General features: G+C 62.3%; 15 protein-coding genes. 5 read left to right on the top strand and 10 right to left on the bottom strand.

The annotated features are described in order from the left end of the window. Positions 1 to 268: 268 nt before the first annotated feature. The 7 genes from NTD88_RS25955 to NTD88_RS25925 form a co-directional block, all read right to left on the bottom strand. Positions 269 to 772, bottom strand: coding sequence for a DUF6708 domain-containing protein (locus NTD88_RS25955; RefSeq protein ID WP_315975174.1), 504 nt, complete (start codon positions 770 to 772; stop codon positions 269 to 271). Between the two features lie 409 nt (positions 773 to 1181). Next, the gene (locus NTD88_RS25950) at positions 1182 to 1781 is read right to left on the bottom strand and encodes a DUF6708 domain-containing protein (RefSeq protein WP_410017312.1); all 600 of its coding nucleotides are present in this window, start codon (positions 1779 to 1781) and stop codon (positions 1182 to 1184) included. A 173-nt stretch (positions 1782 to 1954) separates the two neighbouring features. Continuing rightward, positions 1955 to 5131, bottom strand: coding sequence for a T6SS effector BTH_I2691 family protein (locus tag NTD88_RS25945; protein ID WP_262156524.1), 3177 nt, complete (start codon positions 5129 to 5131; stop codon positions 1955 to 1957). Then, positions 5128 to 6072 (bottom strand): hypothetical protein, encoded by a 945-nt coding sequence (locus tag NTD88_RS25940; protein WP_262156523.1) that lies wholly within the window; start codon positions 6070 to 6072, stop codon positions 5128 to 5130. The genes NTD88_RS25945 and NTD88_RS25940 overlap by 4 nt, the downstream gene beginning before the upstream one ends. Continuing rightward, on the bottom strand, positions 6072 to 8138 hold the full coding sequence (locus NTD88_RS25935; RefSeq protein ID WP_262191771.1) for a type VI secretion system Vgr family protein: 2067 nt from the start codon (positions 8136 to 8138) through the stop codon (positions 6072 to 6074). The genes NTD88_RS25940 and NTD88_RS25935 overlap by 1 nt, the downstream gene beginning before the upstream one ends. A 227-nt stretch (positions 8139 to 8365) precedes the next feature. Next, the gene (locus NTD88_RS25930) at positions 8366 to 9511 is read right to left on the bottom strand and encodes an MFS transporter (protein WP_262156521.1); all 1146 of its coding nucleotides are present in this window, start codon (positions 9509 to 9511) and stop codon (positions 8366 to 8368) included. Positions 9512 to 9627: 116 nt separating this feature from the next. Further along, a complete protein-coding gene (locus NTD88_RS25925; protein WP_262130665.1) occupies positions 9628 to 11121 on the bottom strand; it encodes an aldehyde dehydrogenase in 1494 nt (497 codons plus the stop codon). A gap of 198 nt (positions 11122 to 11319) precedes the next feature. Between NTD88_RS25925 and NTD88_RS25920 the strand changes: the two genes are divergently transcribed. Further along, positions 11320 to 11679, top strand: coding sequence for a cupin domain-containing protein (locus NTD88_RS25920; RefSeq protein ID WP_095158972.1), 360 nt, complete (start codon positions 11320 to 11322; stop codon positions 11677 to 11679). 82 nt (positions 11680 to 11761) lie between these two features. Then, complete coding sequence (locus tag NTD88_RS25915) at positions 11762 to 11965, top strand: I78 family peptidase inhibitor (protein WP_262156520.1); 204 nt, start codon at positions 11762 to 11764, stop codon at positions 11963 to 11965. A gap of 105 nt (positions 11966 to 12070) precedes the next feature. Here the strand turns inward: NTD88_RS25915 and rpmG are convergent, their stop codons facing one another. Next, positions 12071 to 12226, bottom strand: coding sequence for a 50S ribosomal protein L33 (gene rpmG, locus NTD88_RS25910; RefSeq protein ID WP_021702025.1), 156 nt, complete (start codon positions 12224 to 12226; stop codon positions 12071 to 12073). A gap of 11 nt (positions 12227 to 12237) precedes the next feature. Continuing rightward, positions 12238 to 12474: a 50S ribosomal protein L28 gene (gene rpmB, locus NTD88_RS25905; RefSeq protein WP_095158970.1), complete on the bottom strand. Its 237-nt coding sequence runs from the start codon at positions 12472 to 12474 to the stop codon at positions 12238 to 12240. A gap of 362 nt (positions 12475 to 12836) precedes the next feature. Here rpmB and NTD88_RS25900 point away from each other — a divergent pair, with 362 nt between their 5' ends. Next, entirely contained in the window at positions 12837 to 14426 is a 1590-nt protein-coding gene (locus NTD88_RS25900) for an ABC transporter substrate-binding protein (protein ID WP_095158969.1), read from the top strand. On the opposite strand, the gene radC is transcribed toward NTD88_RS25900, so the two are convergent. Continuing rightward, positions 14410 to 15099, bottom strand: a complete 690-nt coding sequence (radC, locus tag NTD88_RS25895) for a RadC family protein (RefSeq protein ID WP_095158968.1) — start codon at positions 15097 to 15099, stop codon at positions 14410 to 14412. The genes NTD88_RS25900 and radC overlap by 17 nt on opposite strands. Positions 15100 to 15248: 149 nt before the next feature. Between radC and coaBC the strand changes: the two genes are divergently transcribed. Continuing rightward, a complete protein-coding gene (gene coaBC / locus NTD88_RS25890; protein ID WP_095158967.1) occupies positions 15249 to 16457 on the top strand; it encodes a bifunctional phosphopantothenoylcysteine decarboxylase/phosphopantothenate--cysteine ligase CoaBC in 1209 nt (402 codons plus the stop codon). Between the two features lie 5 nt (positions 16458 to 16462). Next, a complete protein-coding gene (dut, locus tag NTD88_RS25885) occupies positions 16463 to 16918 on the top strand; it encodes a dUTP diphosphatase (protein ID WP_095158966.1) in 456 nt (151 codons plus the stop codon). Positions 16919 to 17008: the final 90 nt, after the last annotated feature.

Genomic DNA, 17008 nt, shown 5'->3' with positions numbered 1-17008 from the left:
ATCATCCTGATGGTTGGGCGTATCGAATCCAAGAGCCGGCATTACGATCGGCACTTCATCAGGATGAGGTAGATCTTCTTGCCACCCGGAGCAGGGAGGAACGAGTTGCGGTCGGTTCATACGACTCACCACTTTGCTCCCCCAGAAATCTTGTCTTCCTTCACGATCAGCCGGGCTACGCCGGACTCATCGTGTCTGTCCAGCCAATAAGGCACTTCGAACTTGATAGTTTGAGTATCGAGAGCCTCGAGTTCCATCGACCTATCGATCATGGCGCCGTCCTCGATTCCCGGTCCATATCCGTGGGCCACTTGACCTTGGGCGCCAATAGCAGCGCGATGTTGAAGCCCACATCGTTGTGGTCTTTCGGTGGGCCAGGTGGCGGGAGTGCGTCGGGGCCTTGCTGCATGTAGGTGCAGATGTAAGCCCAGGCGTGGGCGTCGGCGCCCATGGTGGTGAGAGGGAAGCGGTCGATGACCTCGTTGGTACCCGGCCTGACGATGGAGAGCACCACGCCACCCTTGATGACGACCCCATGCGAAGTCGCGCCGCGCTTTAGCCAGCGCTCGGCGCGGACCTGTGACCAGTCGTAGGCCACCGGCTCGACCCGCCAGCGTTCGAAGGGGTTCCACCAGCGGTAGTTGAAGTTGTAGGCGTAGAGGCGTTGTCGGGCGCGGTTGAAGCGCAGGGGCTGATCCCTGGGTGGGGCCAATTCAAATTTCATGCAGAACAGGAACGACCAAACGCCAACGAAACCACTAGAGAGGAACATGAACCACTCTTCGAATCCCGGCGTGCGATCAGTTGATAAATGGCTCCAAAACGAGTCTATCGTCAGAAAGCCTTGAGCCATTCCGAGCCAGATTAGCCATCCTCTTACTAGCGCCGACGCACGCGGCAGCTCAAGAAAGACATCATTCCGATGGTTGGGTGTATCGAATCCAAGAGCCGGCATTACGATCGGCACTTCATCAGGATGAGGCAGATCTTCTTGCCACCCGGAGCAGGGAGGAACGAGTTGCGGCCTGTTCATAAGACTCACTTCTTCGCTCCCCCAGAAATCTCATCTTCCTTCACGATTAGCCGGGCTACGCCGGACTCATCGGGCCTGTCCGGCCAATAAGGCACTTCGAACTTGATAGTTTGAGTATCGAGAACCTCGAGTTCCATCGACCTATCGATCATGGCGCCGTCCTCGATTCCCGATCCATATCCGTGGGCCACTTGACCTTGGGCGCCAACAGCAGCGCGATGTTGAAGTCCACATCGTTGTGGTCTCTCGGCAGGCCTGGGGGTGGCAGTGCGTCGGGGCCTTGCTGCATGTAGGTGCAGATGTAAGCCCAGGCATGGGCGTCGGCGCCCATGGTGGTGAGGGGAAAACGGTCGATGACCTCGTTGGTACCCGGCCTGACGATGGAGAGCACCACACCGCCCTTGATGACGACCCCATGCGGGGTTGCACCGCGCTTCAGCCAGCGCTCGGCCCGGACCTGTGACCAGTCATAGGCCACCGGCTCAACCCGACAGTGTTCGAAGGGGTTCCACCAGCGATAGTTGAAGTTGTAGGCGTAGAGGCGTTGGCGGACGCGGTTGAAGCGAAGGGGCTGATCTCTAGGAGGTGCCACATCGAACTTCCAGAAGATAAAGGTAGACCAGACTCCAATGAACAAAGTGGAAAGAAATATTATCCACTCCTCAAAACTCAGCGCTTGCCAGTCTGATAAAAAAAGCCAAAACAAAATTCCCAGGCCCACAGTGCAAACAGCGACGAACCAGATCATCAAACCTCTGATCAACGCAGATGCACGCGGTAGTTCCAGAAAGACATCATCTTGATGATTGGGTGTGTCGAACCCAAGCCCCGGAACTACGAGCGATGGCTCGTCAGGGGCTGGTAAATCCTCTTGCCAACCAGAACAGGGTGGAACGAGCTTAGGACTTTTCATACGAATCCTCACCACCGCCATCCAGCAATCTTGTCTTCCTTCACGATCAGCCGGGCTATACCCGATTCATCGCTCTTGTCGGGCCAGTAGGACACCTCAAGCGCCAAGGCGTGAAAATCAAGAACGCCCCGAAAGGCAATAGAGCCCATGATCTCGAGCATTTTTGACTCTGCATCGTAATTAATGGCTGGAGCCGTGGTATCGGGCTCGTAACCCGGCTGTTTCCAGAAAGCGGGAGCCGGCAAAGGATCATTCGTCCCTCCGGTGCGCCCGCCAGCGATCATTCCTCCTGATGTTTCCCCTGGCCGGTATGCCCACAACGCCCATTCGTAAGACGATGCGTCAGGGTCATACCCTGGCAAGGCGAACTTGTACTCAATGGCTCCAGCGGTCCCTACTACCTTGCTGCCCTGGCTGTCGGCGCGGTGAGTCACGTCAAGGTCTGCAGCCAGGCCCAGCAGTGCAGCGTTCAAGGCGCCAATCGACGTATCCATGTCATGCGAATTCTTCCAGCGACGGTGCTCTCTCGGCACCCCCCAAAGGCAATATCTCGCCCACAATTCCAGCGGCTTTGATTCTTGCCCTTTCGCCCATACCGCAAATCCATACGCAACAAAACCTAGTAGTACAGCGATCGCGAGCGGAACGAGCAGTACGCTTGCAGCCCCAATCGAACCCACGCCCCCAGCGATTGCTGAACTTATCGAGGCGACAGCTGCTATTGCATAAGCCTTTGTCGCCGCTTTATCGCCAACCGCATGCGTCCGCCCCGCCGCCAACGCGTACTGCAACCCCTCCATCACACTCGCCACCGACACAATCGCCCCGCCGAACTGCAGAATCCGCGATCCCAATCCAACCGGCTGCACCCTCCCCGCGGAGGTAACCAAGACCTCCAAATCAGGCCGCAATAGCTGGAGGATTCCACCGACAATTTCGACACTCGCCCCCATCACCCCAACCGACGCCGACATGACCGCAGCCACCGCCTCGTCATGCTCGTCGCCTATCGTCTTGAGCATGTTCTGGTAGCTTCTGCGCAGGGCATCCTGCTGGAAATACAGGCTGCCCAGGGCAAGCCCCAGATTGACGCCCCCGGTCCCGTCGAGTGTCACGGTGTTGCGCATGTTGCGCATGGCGTCTCCGGCCAGCAGGCGGGCAGCCTCGGCATTGACGCTCAGGTGGCGGGCGAAGTCCTGCATGCCGCCCTTCAGGGCGGAGCTATCGATGCTGACGCTACGCAGGGCATTGTCAACGCCATCGCCGAGACCCACCCGCAGCTTCTCCAGCCGGGCCTTGAGGTCCTCCGTGTTTTCCTTCGTCCATACGACGATATCGATCAGCTTGGCGTGATTGCTGGCCAGTGCCGGTGCAAAGTAGTTGCTCAGCAGCATGGCGCGCACCTTGCGCTCGGCCGGTTTGCGAAATTGCTTGTCGAGCTGCGCGATATAGCGCTCGGTGCCTTCGTAAAGCGCCTCGTTGAGCAGCGTCAGGTACTCGCCCACCTTGAGGGACACGGTGATCCGGGTAAGTTCGACACCGTGGTAGTGCAGCCAGGCTTCCTGGTGCAGATGAGTCAACAGCGCCCTGGCCTGCCCTGATAACTGCTCCCCCAGGGCATTGCTGGCAGTGGCGGCAGCCCCGAGCAGTAGGCTGACAGCGGCCTTCGTCGACACGCCCAAGGCCTTGTCGCCTTCCATGGCGCCAATCAAGGTCTTGCCACCATGGAAGACCCGGGTCTGCTCGTCCCCGGCCAGGTCGTGGGCGAATTGTTGCAAAGGTTTCCTGTCTTCGGTCAGCAGGGCCCTGTAAAGCAAGCTGCCTGGATTCTCCAGTTGTTGCTTCCACAGGCTCTGGGTGGCCCCTGACACTCCGTCAGCAATGCGCTCGGTGGGACCGCCGGCCTGACACATCGCCAACATGCGGATAAAGGCCTCGGTCGAGTCACTGCTCGTGATGCTGTAGTCGTGACGGGCCGCCAACTGGAACGCCGCACCGCCGTGCTGGCTCGCATAGGGTTCGGCGACGTCGTCGACGATTCTTTGCCAGGCCGCCAGTGTCTTGTTGTAGCGGTCCTCGAAGTCCTGGCGGGCTTTTTCGTCGTAGCGTTCGGCGAGCCGTTCGCGGGCATCGGTCATTGCTTCGGCGGTCCTGCGCGCTTTCTCCTTCTCCAGATCAAGAACCGGCAGCGGCGCCATGTAGAACTGGGGCCGGGAGTGATAGGCGAGGTTCTCCTCAACGGCCTCCCTGGCTTCCTTGATCGCCCTGGCCTCGGCCCTGCTGACGTTCAACTGGCGGATGCCGAGCAGGGCCAGGGAGGTGAAGTGCTCGAAACGCCGCTGCGATTCGGAGCACCATTCCTGCATGGCCTGGTAGCGGAACAGGCGCTGGGCGTTGAGTTCCTGCACCACGCCAACAGGGTCGGGCAGGACCAGGGCCAGCACCCCCTTGGCCAACTTGTATTCCTGAGTAACCGTGCGGACATGGCCTGCCAGGGCACGCAGTCGGTTATTGCGTGGGTAGAAACCGTGCACGCTGTGAAAATCACCCGCCATGGGCTGGGCGTATTCGAGCACCTGATGCATCTGCAGGTCGGCTTCGGTCATGGCGATCCCGACGCTGGCGGGGTCGTTGCGGGCGGTCTTGAGGTCAAGCTTGTAGAAGCGGTCCTCCAGCGCCATCCCATCGACCACGCCGCCGCGCAGGTAGCCATTCAGCACACTCTCGGGCCAGGGATCGTTGGCAATGGCGAGCCAGGCAGTGGAGTACTTGTTGGTGTCGATATTGAGGAAGGACCCCGGAATATCATGGTCCGCCGTGATGCAGGACTCGGGCAGGGGCCGAGGCTCTTCGCGGGGCATCTGGTACGGCGGGAACTGGCGCAACATGCCTTCGGGCGTGATCTTGTAGGCCTGCCACTCCCTGCCGTCGAGCATCACGTAGAGAAAGCCCTGGCGCAGAATGCGCGGCTGCTCCAGCCGCATGCGCACGGCCTTGACCTCAGAACCGCGGTTCAGCGGCAGCGCCTGGGTGTACCAGGGCTCCGGAGCATAGGCAGCGCGCAGGGGCAAGATCGGCAGGCCGCTGCGCTGGCAGACCCGGCAGATGCCAGGGTCCAGCGGGTTGGCTTCGTTGCAGGCAATGTCGATGCAGAGGCCGAAATCAAAACGGTTATCGGAATTCATGAGTAGTCCTTCGCGCGGGGCAAATCGGCAACGATGCGTCTCCAATGGGCTTCGCTGTAGCTGCTTGAAAAATGACTTTGCAAATCAAGCTTGCCGGCGCTCGCCTGGGCGATGAGGTGCTTGATATCCGGGTGCTGCGGCAGATGGGGATGCATGAGCACGCGGTACAGGCTGAGGGCGATCAGGTCGCGACTGTTGCGAAGCCCAAGCCTGTGGGCATCACGAATCAGCTGGAAAGCGTGCGCGGCGGCATAGGTCGGCAGGCCGGAAGAGCCCGTCCAGCGCCACGGGGCGAAGCGAGGAGGTTGTCGCAGGGCCTGGCGCCAAACGGCCAGGAACCGGTTGATCACAGGCGCCAGTTGCTGGCTTTCCCGGGCATCCTGGGGAAGCTCGGGAGCGCCAGGACTGTTGGTGCTGCGCACGATGGTATAGCCCTCCCAACTGAGCGGAAGAAGCCATAACCGGACCGGGCCCAGCAATTGGCCTGCCTGCACGCGCATCGTGGCAAACAACAGCTCCAGCCTCAGCGGCTCGAACCAGGGCGAGATTTGCCCGTCCTTGGCGGAGGCGGTACTGCATCGGGCCGCGATGTGGGTGGCGATGACATCAAGCGGCTGCGGGCTGAACAACCAGCCACAGATATATCGCTCGTTGTAGGCAAGATCCCGTGCGGCATAGTCGGCACTGAGCGTCAGATAGAGTTCTGGCACCGCCTCGCCCGGCATCGCCAGTTGAATCAGCGCGGGGCATCGATCCGGAGCATGGGCCAGGTCCGGCCGCAGCACGCGTGTAACGGCAGCGTCGCCCAGCGACTGGATCAGGGACGGCACGCTGAGCGGATGATCAAAGGCGCATTCGGCCAGCCCGTTCACCAGCAGATAGACATGGTCGTTCGGTGCGCGGTGCTGCTCGATAACCCCCATGACGGTTTCGCCTGTCATCAGCTTTGCTCCTCGCACTGCGTGCCCCGTGTTTGCGCGACCTCGCTTGCCAGCGTCAGGCTGTTACCGCCCCCTCCGCCTGTCTTGGTCGCCGGCCCGTTGAGCGTGAGCGCGATGCCATCCAGCGTGATACCCGCGCCATCGATACGCAGCGTGCCGCCGGGGCCCTTGATGACAAACGCGTCGGCAGCGTGGATTTCATACACCTTGGTGTGGTGCGTAATGCTCTGGCCGGCCTTCACCGTGACATCCCCTTGCACCTGCTGGTCCAGATGCCCGCCAATCTCCACCCGCTGATTCGCCGCGGTCTTGTCCAGGCGGTTATTGCCGACCTGTTCGGTACGGTCCTGGGCCGTGGTGATGGTGTGATGGCGGCCGATGCTCAGCTCGTCGTCCTGGCCGATCTGATGCCGCCGGTTCACGCCGATGACCACCTGTTCGTGATTGCCCACCGTGTCCTTGCGGTCGTGGGCGATGGTCAGGGTTTCGTCGTTTTCCACCTGCTCGCTGCGGTCATGCCCGACAAAAGTGGTTTCGTCGTTCTTGACGATGTTGTTCTGGTCCTTCTGCGCATGGATGAATACCTCTTCCTGCCCCGCCTCATCCTCGAAACGCAGCTCGTTGAAACCGTCGCCCTTGTGGGTCTGGCTCTTGAGGGTCATGCGCGTTTTGTGTGCCGGCAATTCGTAGGGCGGACGCTGCAGGGCATTGAAGCCCCGGCCGGTGATAACCGGTTGGTCCGGGTCACCGTCGAAGTTGCTGACGATCACTTCCTGGCCAATACGCGGTATCGCCATATGGCCCCAAAGCGCGCCGGCGATGTTCTGCGATACGCGGATCCAGCAGGAGCTGTGCTCGTCCTCGTTACCCTCGCGGTCCCACGGGAACTGCACCTTCACCCGGCCGAATTCGTCGCAGTAGATTTCCTCGCCCGGTGGACCGACTACTTTCGCCGGCTGCGGGCCGTCAATACGTGGTTTGGGCAATGCCTCTGCACGCCATTCCGCATCGTCCGGCACCAGGGTGGCGGTGCAGGTGTAATGGGTGCCCTCGGCAGCATCAGCGCTGTCTTCACCCTGGCTGACGTACTGCTTGCCGCGATGCTCCAGGCGTATCGGGCGCCAGCCGCGATTGAGGTCTTCGCGCGGGTGGCCAACGAGGTCGAAGTAGATGCCCGGCACCAGCCGCGCATCGTCGCCCTCGGCGATGACCTGGCAGGCATCGCCACGCAATCCACGCAGACGGTCGCGGGTGAAGGCTTCGCCCGATTCTCCCTTGTAACGGCCGGGATAGTCGTAACGCTCGTAGCTTTTGGCCTGGTGCGCCAGGTCGGTGGCTTCGCGCCGGGTTTGCTGGTTGTACAACGGGTTCTTGAAGCTGTAGTCGCGCTGGGTCTGGCGGGCGCTGCGCACGTTTTCAGTGTAGGTAAAGTTGTGCAGCGCCGGGCCCGGCCGGTCGCCGCCGGGTTTGGGGTTGTATTCGACCGGCGGGCCGGGCTGTTTGCCGAAGATCCACAGGCGGTCGCAATGGACCAGGCGGTGGCCTTCGGCGCTGTGCAGGAAACCGTAGAAAAAGCCTTCCTCGCGCATGATGCGTTCGACGAAGTGGTAGTCGGTGTCGCCGGCCTGCACGCAGTATTCCCGCGTTTCATGAGCGTTGGTGATGCGCTGTTCGTAGTCCAGATTGAGGGCGTGTTTCTTGAGCATCGCGGTGGCGATGTCGGGCACGGTGAGGGTCTGGAAAATGCGCCAGTCCGAGGCCAGTCGCAGGCGGGCCAGACGCGGCTCAACGATGGCGCGATAGCGGGTGCGGCGAAAGCCTGTCGCGCCTTGCTGGAACGAACTGACCGAGCCGTGCACATAGCGCACGGGCTGGCCGCCTTGCCAGAGGGTGAGCAGGGCCGGACGGTCGAGGACCTGGCCGAAGTCGACGGCGGGGTTGGCGCAGCTCAGGTCGACTTCGAGGCGGAAGGTTTCGGAGAGGCCTTCAGTGAGGTGGAATTCGACGACCTCGAAGTCGTCGGGGCCGGTGGTGAAGGTGAAGCGCAGGTCGGATTGGGCGGGCATGCAGTGCTCCCTGTAACTACGCGCCCAACGCCAGATTCAGCGCCGGATCACATGTGGACAGGTTCCACCATGAGCAGGACCACACAGGTGGTGGCCGCTGGGCATGGGATCCTTGAGGAAGAAATTCCGCGAGGATCCTGAATGCTGGTCAGCGGCGGGTATATAGGAAAATTCCCGATTGAATGGATGAAATGGCTGCGCTTTGGAAAAGCGAGCTGTGTTGCGGGTCAGTCGGGGATGGCTGCCGGCTCGAACGCATTGGGGCGACGCGCCAACAGCACCAGGCCCAACGCGCCGATGGCCATGAACCACGGCAACGCATGACCGCTGACCCACTGGCTGCCCGCCCCCGCGGCCAGCGGCCCGATCAGGCAACCGATGCCCCAGAGTTGCGCCACATGGGCGTTGGCGCGCACCAGCGCGTCGTCGCGGAAGCGCTCTCCGATCAGGATCAGCGACAGGGTGAACAAGCCGCCGGCGCTGGCGCCGAACAACACCCACACCGGCCAGATCAGCGGCGTCTGCAACAGCAGCGGAATGGCGATGCTGGACAACGCCAGGGTCAACGCGCAGCCACTGAACAGGGTGCGCCGGGAGATGCGGTCGGCCAGCGCGCCGATCGGCAGTTGCAGCACGGCGTCGCCCACCACCACGGTGCTGACCATGAACAGCGCGACCTCGGCGGTGAAACCCTGTTGCAGGCAGTACACCGGCAACAGCGTCAGAATCATCGCCTCGAACGCGGCGAACAGGGCGATGGCCCAGGCGATCACCGGCAGGTTGCGGCAGAAGCCGAACAGGTCGCGGAACGTTACCGCGCCGGCCTCGGTACTCGGCGCGCCACTACGCCCGAACAGCAACAGCGGCGACACCAGCAGCAGGCCGACGCCGATCCAGAAGCCCAGGTCATTCTCAGAGCCGACCACGCCAAGCAGCAGCGGCCCGGCGAGCTGGCTCAAGGCATAACTGCTGCCGTACAGCGCCACCAGGCGCCCGCGCCATTGCTCCACCACCAACTGGTTGATCCAGCTTTCGCCGAGAATGAACACGATGGTCAGCACCACGCCGATCAGCAGGCGCAGCACCAGCCACACCGGATAGCTGGGCAACAGCCCCAGCGCACCGATCGACAGCGCGCCGGCCCACAGGCACAAGCGCATCAGCCCCGGCGTGCCGAAGTAGGCCGCCAACCGGCTGGACAGGCTGGCACCCAGCAGCACACCAATGGCCGGCATCGCCGCCATCACGCCGATGGCGAAGCTGCCGTAGCCCCAGCTTTCCAGGCGCAAGGACACCAGCGGCATGCTGACGCCCAGCGCCAGGCCGACGCTGAGCACCGCCGCCAACACGGCGAAGTAAGTCCCCCAACGCATTTCACCCTCCTCGTAGATTTTCAGACGGCACAGACGACACAGCCGGGCCTGCTTTGCGGCAGGCCCGGCTGTGCGACCGGATCGGACGGGCGCGGCTCAAGGCCGCGCCTGTGCTGTTACAGCTTGATCCAGGTGGCTTTCAGCTCGGTGTACTTTTCCAGCGCGTGCAGCGACTTGTCGCGGCCGTTGCCCGACTGCTTGAAGCCACCGAACGGCGCGGTCATGTCGCCACCGTCGTACTGGTTGACCCAGACGCTGCCGGCGCGCAGCGCCTTGGCGGTCTGGTGGGCCTTGGTGATGTTCGCGGTCCACACACCGGCGGCAAGGCCGTACTGGGTGTCGTTGGCGATGGCGATGGCTTCCTCGACGGTGTCGAAGGTGATGACCGACAGCACTGGGCCGAAGATCTCTTCCTTGGCGATACGCATGGCGTTGTTCACGCCATCGAAGATGGTCGGCTCGACATAAGTGCCGCCGGTTTCTTCAAGGATGCGCTTGCCGCCCGCCACCAGCTTGGCGCCGTCGGCGTGGGCCGATTCGATGTAGCCGAGCACGGTGTTCATCTGCTGGGTGTCCACCAGCGCGCCGACGGTAGTCGCCGGGTCCAGTGGGTTGCCCGGTTTCCAGGCCTTCAGCGCTTCCAGCACCATCGGCAGGAACTGGTCCTTGATCGAACGCTCCACCAGCAGGCGCGAGCCGGCGGTGCAGACTTCGCCCTGGTTGAATGCGATGGCGCTGGCGGCAGCTTCAGCAGCAGCTTTCAGGTCCGGGGCGTCAGCGAAGACGATGTTCGGGCTCTTGCCGCCGGCTTCCATCCAGACGCGCTTCATGTTCGATTCGCCAGCGTAAATCATCAGTTGCTTGGCGATCTTGGTCGAACCGGTGAACACCAGGGTATCGACGTCCATGTGCAGGGCCAGGGCCTTGCCGACGGTGTGACCGAAGCCTGGCAGCACGTTCAGCACGCCAGCCGGGATACCGGCATCTACCGCCAGTTGTGCGATGCGGATGGCAGTCAGCGGGGATTTTTCGGACGGCTTGAGGATCACCGAGTTACCGGTGGCCAGGGCCGGGCCGAGTTTCCAGCAGGCCATCAGCAGCGGGAAGTTCCACGGCACGATGGCGGCGACAACGCCCACGGGCTCACGGGTCACCAGGCCAAGCTGGTCATGCGCGGTCGGCGCGACTTCGTCGTATACCTTGTCGATGGCTTCGCCGTTCCAGGCCAGCGCGTTGGCGGCGGCCGGGATGTCGATGGTCGACGAATCGCCGATCGGCTTGCCCATGTCCAGGGTTTCCAGCAGCGCCAGCTCTTCCACGTTCTGCTTGAGCAGGTTGGCGAAGCGGATCAGGGTGGCCTTGCGCTTGGCCGGCGCCATGCGCGACCAGGCACCGGAGTTGAAGGTGGCGCGGGCGTTTTCCACGGCGCGCTGGGCATCGGCTTCATCGCAGCTGGCGATGTGCGCCAGGAGGCGTCCGTCGACCGGGCTGGAGCACTCGAACGTCGCGTTCGAGACAGCGGCGGTGTATTCACCATTGATGAAAGCACGGCCTTCGATCTTCAGTTGCTGGGCACGTTGTTCCCAGTCCGCACGCGTCAGGGTGGTCATACCAAACTCCTCCTGTTGTAGAGATGCAGCGCGGCACGTGAGGTCGGCGACGCTGTCAGAAAATTCTGCTGGAGCGGTCATCGCTCTACAGCATTCGACACCCTAAACTACTGACACACGAATTATCAATATATTTGACACTTTGCCGATAAATGCTTAGTGATGTTCAATTTATTTAACAATAAGGCGAGCCGCTTCATGAATATCCAGCAGATTGTCGATTTTTCCCACGCACTGACCGAAGTCGAACGCTACCGCCCCGCCGCCGAAAAGGTGCTCAAGGGCGATCCCGAGCAGGCGGTCTACAACCATTACGCCAGCCCGTGTGGCCAATTTGCTGCTGGCGTGTGGGAAGGTGCGGAGGGGCAATGGACCGTCAACTACACCGAACACGAATACTGCGAAATCGTTTATGGCGTCTCGGTCCTGCGCGACGAACAGGGCCAGGCCAAGACGCTGCGGGCCGGTGATCGCTTCGTGATTCCCGCCGGCTTCAAAGGCACCTGGGAAGTGCTCGAGCCGTGCCGCAAGATCTACGTGATGTTCGAGCAGAAATAGATAACTACCGCCGGGCGCAACCGGGACGGGAGGAGCATGGCGCGGTCCATTTCGGACATTGACCCTACAAGGAAGACGCGCCATGACCAATGAAGAAGTGCTGGTAGTGCTCAACGATCTGATCGGCACCGCCTACGCCAAGAGCACCAAGGCACAGATCGGCGAACTGACCGGCCGCACTCGCATCGTTGCCCCGGGAGAAGCGACCACCCTGGACTACGATCTCGGCCGTATCCATATCATCACCGGTGGCAACGGCCTGATCGAAGGTTTCAATTTCGGTTGAGCGCCCTGAAATGAAAAACGCCCGGCACTGCGCCGGGCGTTTTTTTGCTGACCATAAAAAAAGCCCGTATCCGGGGATACGGGCTTTTTCTGAAAACCAGACCAATTACTTGATCTTGGCTTCCTTGTACGTCACGTGCTTACGGACGACCGGATCGTATTTCTTGATCTCGATCTTGTCCGGAGTAGTGCGTTTGTTCTTGTCGGTGGTGTAGAAGTGGCCAGTACCAGCGCTCGACACCAAACGGATCAATTCACGCATGACTTTCTCCCTTAAACCTTGATGCCGTTACGGCGAATTTCGACCAGAACGACGTCAATGCCGCGCTTGTCGATGATACGCATGCCCTTGGCGGAAACGCGCAGACGCACGAAACGCTTCTCGGACTCGACCCAGAAGCGATGATGCTGCAGGTTCGGCAGGAAACGACGACGGGTTTTGTTGTTTGCGTGGGAAATATTGTTCCCGGTTACTGGACCCTTACCAGTAACTTGACAGACTCTCGACATGCCTCAGCCCTCTAAAACCACATGCCCAACCCGGCATGGGTTGGCCGCTTAATCTCTCAGTCTTTGGCGCCAGGCGCCGTGATTCTTCGGGGTCTTACCGGCTACACCCGAGGATGCTACACACCGGGCCCCTAGAAAAGAGCGCTGCTTTATACCAGAAACACCAGAGCACAACAACACAAGATGTGAATTGCCCTCCCCGCTCCCGGGCCCGTCCTGCAAGGTACAGGGCCTGCGGGGCAGACAACCGCTCGTCGCGAAACTGCTGAAAAATCAGTTGGCGTTTGTAATCCAGCGCACTAGGGTAGGACTTTTCCAAACTGCACAGGCAGATGGGCCATCGTTCAGCCTGAGGAATTCCTATGCGTCCCGCCGTTCTACCCCTGTTGTTCGCCGCCCTGCTCGGCCCCGCCGCGGCACAGGCCGCCGCCCTCAGCGTGTGCACCGAGGCCAGTCCGGAAGGATTCGATGTGGTCCAGTACAACGCGCTGACCACCACCAACGCCTCCGCCGACGTGCTGATGAACCGCCTGGTGGAGTTCGATGCGGCCGCCGGCAAGGTCGTGCCGAGCCTGGCCGAAAGCTGGACCGTCTCCCCCGATGGCCTGGTCTACGAGTTCAAGCTGCGCCCGGAAGTGAAATTCCACACCACCGCGTACTTCAAGCCCAGCCGCAGCCTGAACGCCGACGACGTGCTGTTCAGCTTCCAGCGCATGCTCTACCCCGCGCACTCGTGGCACAAGATCGCCCAGAGTGGTTTTCCTCACGCCCAGTCCCTGCAACTGCCTGACCTGATCAAGCAGGTCGAGGCACCGGACCCGCTGAGCGTGCGCTTCACCCTGAGCCACCCGGACGCGACCTTCCTCGCCACCCTGAGCATGGGCTTCGCCTCGATCTACCCGGCCGAATACGCCGATCAGCTGCTCAAGGCCGGTACCCCGGAGAAGCTCAACAGCCAGCCGATCGGCACCGGGCCCTTCGTCTTCACCCGTTTCCAGAAAGACGCCAGCATCCGCTACAAGGCCAACCCGGACTATTTCGCCGGCAAGCCCACCGTCGACCCGCTGATCTTCGCTATCACCCCGGACGCCAACGTGCGCCTGCAAAAACTGCGGCGCAACGAATGCCAGATCGCCCTCTCGCCCAAGCCGCTGGACATCGCCGCGGCGGCTGGCGATGCGACCCTGAAGGTCGAAAAAACCGAAGCCTTCATGACCGCCTTCGTCGCCATCAACAGCCAGCATCCGCCGCTGGACAAGCCCGAAGTACGCCAGGCAATCAACCTCGCCTTCGACAAGGACAGCTACCTCAAGGCCGTGTTCGAAGGCACCGCCGTGGCCGCCAACGGGCCCTTCCCGCCCAATACCTGGAGCTACGATAAAACGCTGCCCGGCTACCCGACGGACCTCGCCAAAGCCCAGGAGCTGTTGAAGAAAGCCGGCCTGCCCGACGGCTTCAGCACCACCATCTGGACCCGCCCGTCGGGCAGCCTGCTCAACCCCAACCCGAGCCTGGGCGCGCAATTGCTGCAGGCGGACCTGGCGAAGATCGGCATCAAGGCCGAGATCCGCGTGATCGAGTGGGGCGAGCTGATTCGGCGGGCCAAGGCCGGCGAACATGATTTGCTGTTCATGGGCTGGGCCGGTGACAACGGCGACCCGGACAACTTCCTCAGCCCGCAATTCTCCTGCGCGGCAGTCACGTCCGGGACCAACTTTGCCCGCTATTGCGACCCGCGCCTGGATCAGTTGATCAGTGCCGGCAAGACCACCAGCGACCAGAGCGTGCGCAGCCGGCTTTACCAGCAGGCCCAGGCGCAGATCCAGCAACAGGCGCTGTGGCTGCCGCTGGCGCACCCCACCGCCGCGGTGCTGATGCGCAGCGGCGTGGAAGGCTACAAGGTCAGCCCGTTCGGTCGTCAGGACTTTTCCGGGGTCAAGGTGGATCGTTGAAGAAGCAGCCGTGCTCGCGCATCGACAACGGCTCGCCGTCGCCGATGATGAAGTGGTCGAGCACGCGCACATCGATCATTTCCAGCGCTTCCTTGAGCCGATGGGTCAGGCGAATGTCGGCCTGACTCGGCTCGGGGTTCCCGGAAGGATGGTTGTGACACAGGATCAATGCCGCCGCATTGCGCGCCAAAGCCCGCTTGAGCACCTGCCGCGGATAGACGTTGGCGCTGTCGATCGAGCCTTGAAACAGTGCCTCGAAACCCAGCGGACGGTGCTTGGTATCGAGAAAAAGGCAGCCGAACACCTCATGCTGCTCGTGCCTCAATTGCGCCTGGAGATAGGCCCGAACCCCCGCCGGGTTTTCCAGTGCCGAACTGCGACTGAGGTGCTCGCCCAGATGACGCCGCGCCATTTCCATCACCGCCTGTAACTGGGCGTACTTGGCCGGCCCCAGCCCCAGTTGCTTGTTGAAGCACGGTTGGTCCGCCTCCAGCAAACCCCGCAGCCCGCCGAAGCGGTTCAACAGGTCCCGGGCCAGGTCCACCGCACTGCGTCCCCGCACTCCCGTCCGCAGAAAAATAGCCAGCAACTCCGCATCGGAGAGGCTAGCCGCGCCTTGTCCCAACAGCTTTTCCCGTGGTCGTTCCAACACGGGCCAGTCCCTGATACTCATGACAATTTCCCTCTGTCTGCCCGTTACTGCTCCCGGCGCTCTTGCAGGGAGCAGCCCTGTGCTATCTTAGCGGCCACTTTTTGCGCAGCGATCCGGCCTGGGGAGGCGTTGGCGTTGCGCGCAAACCCTCATCGGAAAAAGGCAGGCCTATGCAGCGGCTGTATCGGAAACGCATCGTTCTCGGCGTCGGCGGCGGCATCGCCGCCTACAAGAGCGCCGAGCTGGTTCGCCGACTTCTGGAACACGGCGCCCAGGTGCGCGTGGTCATGACCCGTGGCGGTGCTGAATTCATCACCCCCCTGACCATGCAAGCCCTCTCCGGGCACCCCGTGCACATGGACCTATTGGATCCCGCTGCCGAAGCGGCGATGGGCCACATCGAACTGGCCAAGTGGGCCGATCTGGTGCTGATTGCACCAGCCACCGCCGATCTCATCGCTCGCCTGGCCCAAGGCGTGGCCGACGATCTGCTGACCACCCTGGTGCTGGCCACCGACGCCACGGTCGCCGTGGCCCCGGCCATGAACCAGGCCATGTGGCGCGACCCGGCCACCCAGGCCAACCTCGAAACCCTGCAAAGCCGCTCGATCCAGGTCTTCGGCCCGGCCTCGGGCAGCCAGGCCTGCGGCGACGTCGGCCTGGGCCGCATGCTCGAGGCCAGCGACCTGGCCTGGTCCGCCGCCGAGTGCTTCCAGCGCCAGTCGCTGACCGGCAAGCACGTGCTGATCACCGCCGGCCCGACCCAGGAAAACATCGACCCGGTGCGCTACATCACCAACCACAGCTCCGGCAAGATGGGCTTCGCCCTCGCCGAGGCCGCGGCGGAAGCCGGCGCGCGGGTCACCCTGGTCACCGGCCCGGTGCACCTGCCGACGCCAGACCGGGTCACCCGGATCGATGTGGTCAGCGCCCGCGACATGCTCGCGGCCTGCGAAGCGGCGATCCCGTGCGACCTGTTCATCGCTTCGGCGGCGGTCGCCGACTACCGTCCGGAAGTCGTCGCCCCGCAAAAACTCAAGAAAGACCCTACGACCGGTGACGGCCTGCTGCTGCAGATGGTGCGCAACCCGGACATCCTGGCCACTATCGCCACCCGTCCGGACCGTCCGTTCAGCGTTGGCTTCGCCGCCGAGACCGAACACCTGCTCGATTACGCCGCACGCAAGCTCAAGGACAAGAACCTCGACCTGATCGTCGCCAATGACGTGGCCAACCCCAGCATTGGCTTCAACAGCGAGGAAAACGCCTGCAGCGTGATCGACCGGCAGCTCCATGAAACCCTGTTCGCGCAGACCAGCAAGGGCAAGATCGCCCGCCAACTGGTCGCCTTCATCGCCGAACGCCTCAACCAGGTTTGACCCAAATGCACGCTCTGCAAGCCAAGATTCTCGATCCACGCATCGGCGGCGAATTCCCGCTGCCGCAGTACGCCACCCCAGGCTCGGCCGGTCTCGACCTGCGCGCCATGCTCAAGGAAGACACCGTCCTGGAGCCGGGCCAGACCCTGCTGATTCCCACCGGCCTGTCGATTTACATCGGCGACCCGGGCCTGGCGGCGCTGATCCTGCCGCGCTCGGGCCTCGGCCACAAACACGGCATCGTGCTGGGGAACCTGGTCGGGCTGATCGATTCCGACTACCAGGGCGAGCTGATGGTCTCCTGCTGGAACCGCGGCCAGAACGCCTTCACCATCACCGTCGGCGAGCGCATCGCGCAACTGGTCCTGGTGCCGGTGGTACAGGCTCATTTCGACATCGTCGAGGCCTTCGACGAGAGCCAACGCGGTGCTGGCGGCTTCGGTCACTCCGGTAGCCAATGATCCCCTGATCGCCCCCGGATCCATGCCGGGGGCGAACTCTCCGGCAAAATGGCCGTCCAAGCGTTCCACACGCCCGAAAGCCATCGAGAC

Source organism: Pseudomonas sp. 20P_3.2_Bac5 (assembly GCF_025466035.1).
Taxonomy (GTDB): Bacteria; Pseudomonadota; Gammaproteobacteria; order Pseudomonadales; family Pseudomonadaceae; genus Aquipseudomonas.
The sequence above is the reverse complement of the archived record's forward strand: the minus strand, read 5'-3'. Positions and strand labels throughout refer to the sequence as shown.

Excerpts from the sequence above, each read along its gene's own strand:
- NTD88_RS25955 (WP_315975174.1), bottom strand. The coding sequence starts at position 772 with ATGTTCCTCTCTAGTGGTTTCGTTGGCGTTTGGTCGTTCCTGTTCTGC.
- NTD88_RS25950 (WP_410017312.1), bottom strand. The coding sequence starts at position 1,781 with ATGATCTGGTTCGTCGCTGTTTGCACTGTGGGCCTGGGAATTTTGTTT.
- NTD88_RS25945 (WP_262156524.1), bottom strand. The coding sequence starts at position 5,131 with ATGAATTCCGATAACCGTTTTGATTTCGGCCTCTGCATCGACATTGCC.
- NTD88_RS25940 (WP_262156523.1), bottom strand. The coding sequence starts at position 6,072 with ATGACAGGCGAAACCGTCATGGGGGTTATCGAGCAGCACCGCGCACCG.
- NTD88_RS25935 (WP_262191771.1), bottom strand. The coding sequence starts at position 8,138 with ATGCCCGCCCAATCCGACCTGCGCTTCACCTTCACCACCGGCCCCGAC.
- NTD88_RS25930 (WP_262156521.1), bottom strand. The coding sequence starts at position 9,511 with ATGCGTTGGGGGACTTACTTCGCCGTGTTGGCGGCGGTGCTCAGCGTC.
- NTD88_RS25925 (WP_262130665.1), bottom strand. The coding sequence starts at position 11,121 with ATGACCACCCTGACGCGTGCGGACTGGGAACAACGTGCCCAGCAACTG.
- NTD88_RS25920 (WP_095158972.1), top strand. The coding sequence starts at position 11,320 with ATGAATATCCAGCAGATTGTCGATTTTTCCCACGCACTGACCGAAGTC.
- NTD88_RS25915 (WP_262156520.1), top strand. The coding sequence starts at position 11,762 with ATGACCAATGAAGAAGTGCTGGTAGTGCTCAACGATCTGATCGGCACC.
- rpmG (WP_021702025.1), bottom strand. The coding sequence starts at position 12,226 with ATGCGTGAATTGATCCGTTTGGTGTCGAGCGCTGGTACTGGCCACTTC.
- rpmB (WP_095158970.1), bottom strand. The coding sequence starts at position 12,474 with ATGTCGAGAGTCTGTCAAGTTACTGGTAAGGGTCCAGTAACCGGGAAC.
- NTD88_RS25900 (WP_095158969.1), top strand. The coding sequence starts at position 12,837 with ATGCGTCCCGCCGTTCTACCCCTGTTGTTCGCCGCCCTGCTCGGCCCC.
- radC (WP_095158968.1), bottom strand. The coding sequence starts at position 15,099 with ATGAGTATCAGGGACTGGCCCGTGTTGGAACGACCACGGGAAAAGCTG.
- coaBC (WP_095158967.1), top strand. The coding sequence starts at position 15,249 with ATGCAGCGGCTGTATCGGAAACGCATCGTTCTCGGCGTCGGCGGCGGC.
- dut (WP_095158966.1), top strand. The coding sequence starts at position 16,463 with ATGCACGCTCTGCAAGCCAAGATTCTCGATCCACGCATCGGCGGCGAA.